At 67.7% G+C, this 2,330-nt stretch carries 4 protein-coding genes; 1 reads left to right on the forward strand and 3 read right to left on the reverse strand.

Annotated elements, in window-relative coordinates:
- Window positions 1–413: 413 nt before the first annotated feature.
- Entirely contained in the window at window positions 414–599 is a 186-nt protein-coding gene (locus A9X04_RS02110; RefSeq protein WP_067917277.1) for a bacterioferritin-associated ferredoxin, read from the forward strand.
- A 12-nt stretch (window positions 600–611) separates the two neighbouring features.
- On the opposite strand, the gene A9X04_RS02115 is transcribed toward A9X04_RS02110, so the two are convergent.
- The 3 genes from A9X04_RS02115 to A9X04_RS02125 all read right to left on the reverse strand — a co-directional run.
- The gene (locus A9X04_RS02115) at window positions 612–1,364 is read right to left on the reverse strand and encodes an enoyl-CoA hydratase/isomerase family protein (protein ID WP_067917279.1); all 753 of its coding nucleotides are present in this window, start codon (window positions 1,362–1,364) and stop codon (window positions 612–614) included.
- An 18-nt stretch (window positions 1,365–1,382) separates the two neighbouring features.
- Window positions 1,383–1,826, reverse strand: a complete 444-nt coding sequence (locus tag A9X04_RS02120; protein ID WP_067917281.1) for a TIGR03618 family F420-dependent PPOX class oxidoreductase — start codon at window positions 1,824–1,826, stop codon at window positions 1,383–1,385.
- A partial coding sequence (locus tag A9X04_RS02125) for an EthD domain-containing protein (RefSeq protein WP_067917283.1) occupies window positions 1,823–2,330 on the reverse strand: 508 nt, incomplete at its 5' end. The genes A9X04_RS02120 and A9X04_RS02125, both read right to left, overlap by 4 nt.

The raw sequence follows: 2,330 nt of genomic DNA on the forward strand, positions 1-2,330 counted from the left end.
GAGCTCGCCGGTCAGCTGCTCGTTGAGCAAGCGCAAAACATCCGGATCCCCTTGCATGATCACTCCCCTGCGGTGACGTGTAATCGGTGGTCATTCTCGGTGCCCGGCCGGGTGCGCTGGGCGCACACGCCGTGGCGGGCCGTACCCGCACTTTGCCACGGCGGGTTGCAATCTGCCAGCAAGGTATGGCTGTGCTCAGAGTGTGTCGCGCGCAACCTAGGGGGCCGATGTTGCTGGCGGGTAAGGTTAGACTGCGCTAACGAACTTAGGTTAGACTCAACTAATACTGGGTCTCGGTTCGGTACTTTTCCGGCCACCCCGATGACACGGGATGCCGAGAAGGAGGACGAAGTGCGCGCGGTTGGCCACGCCGTCGACGAGGGGAACGCCGCCCGCATGCGGGGGACGCGCTGATGTACGTGTGCCTGTGTGTCGGCGTGACCAACCACACGGTGTCCGAGTTGGTCGCGCGCGGCGCCTCCACCTCCAAAGAGGTCGCCGCCGCGTGTGGCGCCGGGGGCGACTGCGGACGCTGCAAGAGGACGCTGCGGGCGATCATCGCCGCGTCGGCGAATCTGGAGACCGCCCCGTCGCATTGAGACGCCGCCCGCTCAGCGGGCGTTGTTGAAGTCCGCCAGGGCCGCGGCGTTGGCCTGTGCACCCATCAGTTCGGCGAAGTGAGCGTTCTCCCGCGCGCTGGCCGCAGCGATCTCCGGGCGGAGCGGTTCCATCATCGTGTGCTTGACCGCCATCAAGCTCGAAATCGGTCGCCCGGCAAGGACTTCCGCGTGACGACGGGCTTCGGGCAACAGATCGTCGGGATCGCAGACCCGCCAGACCAGGCCCATTCGCAACGCCTCGTCGGCGTCCACCCATTCCGACGACATCAACAGCCAGGCTGCGTTCTGCCGGCCGACCAGCTGTGGCAGCAGATAGGACGAGGCCGCCTCCGGTGCCACGCCCAGGCTGGTGAACGGGCACTTCAGGCGGGCCGTCGACGACATGAAGGCCAGGTCGGCGTAGCCCAGGATCGTGGCACCGATGCCGACCCCGACGCCATTGACCGCGCAGATGAGCGGCTTGGGGAACGCGCTGAGGGCATCGATCAGCCCGGGGAAGCCGTGCCGGCCCGGGGTGAATTCCGGATCGGTGATGCGGGCCTGCATTTCGGCGAGGTCGGTACCGGCACTGAAGCCGCGGCCCGCCCCGGTCAGCAGCACCACGGCGACCTCGGGATCCTCGGCCGCGGCCAGCAGCGCGTCCGCGGTGGCGTCGTAGAGGGCTTCGTTGAATGCGTTCAGCGCCTCGGGCCGGTTCAGCGTGAGGGTGCGCACCCGCTTGTCGTCATCGATCTGCAGCGTCACCGCTGCAGCCTAACGAGGTCAGCCGTTGCTGTAGACGCGGGTGGGCTCGATCAATACGACGGCCCGCCGCTCCCGGGCCATGACGCGGTCGTAGGTGTCCCAGTCGTCGTGGGTGCCGCCCGCTGCGGTGAAAACCTCGCGGAGCAACAGCCGCAGCTGGTCGTCGGTGGTCAGCCAGGGCTGCGTGTCGTCGGGGCCGGCCAGTTCCGCGCGGCCCTCGACGGTCGCCCACCGCCATCCGTTGCGGAAGGTGACCGCCAGCTGCGGCCGCTCCCGCAGGTTGGCCAACTTGACCTTGCCGTAGGTGGTGAAGCCCAAGACCTCCCGACCGTTCTCCGGGTGTGCGAGCAGGCCGACGTTGACCAGCGAAGCCTGCACCGTCGCGTCGGCACGGACGGTGGACACCACCGCCAGCCCGTCTTCCGCCGCGGCCAGGGCGACGGCGTCGCGCAGTGTTGTCATGTGGGTTCCTCGATGAATGGTGTCTTGAAGACGTAGCGGCTGGTGGGCACGGTGTCGATGTTCTCGTTGGCGCCGAATGCCGTGGTGCTGGCGACCATTCGGCCCAACCGGTCTTGCAGGTCCTTGTCGTCGGCGGCACCGAAGAACGCCTTGAGATCGGTGATCGCCTCCGCGGGGAACAACTCTTCGACGATGCCCGCGATTCCCGGCGCGTCCGGGGTGAGGGCGCGAACCACCCAGTTCTGGGTGTAGCCGAAGGTGGACTGGGTCTCGATGGCCACCGGGGTGTGGTCGTGCTGCCACCGGTTCAGCCAACTGTCCCGGTCCAGGCCGGCCGGCCGGCGCAGCAGCGCGATGTTGGCCAAACCCGTTGTGCGAGCGCCTGATTCGGTTACCGGCGCCTTCAGCGGGACCGACTCCGTCACCAGGTACGCGGCAAACTGCTCGCATTCGGCCTCGAGCAGCGTGAGAGCCGCCGCCATCTGCTCGCCGTAGCACTGTTGG

Source organism: Mycobacterium sp. E3247 (assembly GCF_001667785.1).
In the GTDB taxonomy this organism is placed as follows: domain Bacteria; phylum Actinomycetota; class Actinomycetes; order Mycobacteriales; family Mycobacteriaceae; genus Mycobacterium.

Excerpts from the sequence above, each read along its gene's own strand:
- A9X04_RS02110 (WP_067917277.1), top strand. The coding sequence starts at position 414 with ATGTACGTGTGCCTGTGTGTCGGCGTGACCAACCACACGGTGTCCGAG.
- A9X04_RS02120 (WP_067917281.1), bottom strand. The coding sequence starts at position 1,826 with ATGACAACACTGCGCGACGCCGTCGCCCTGGCCGCGGCGGAAGACGGG.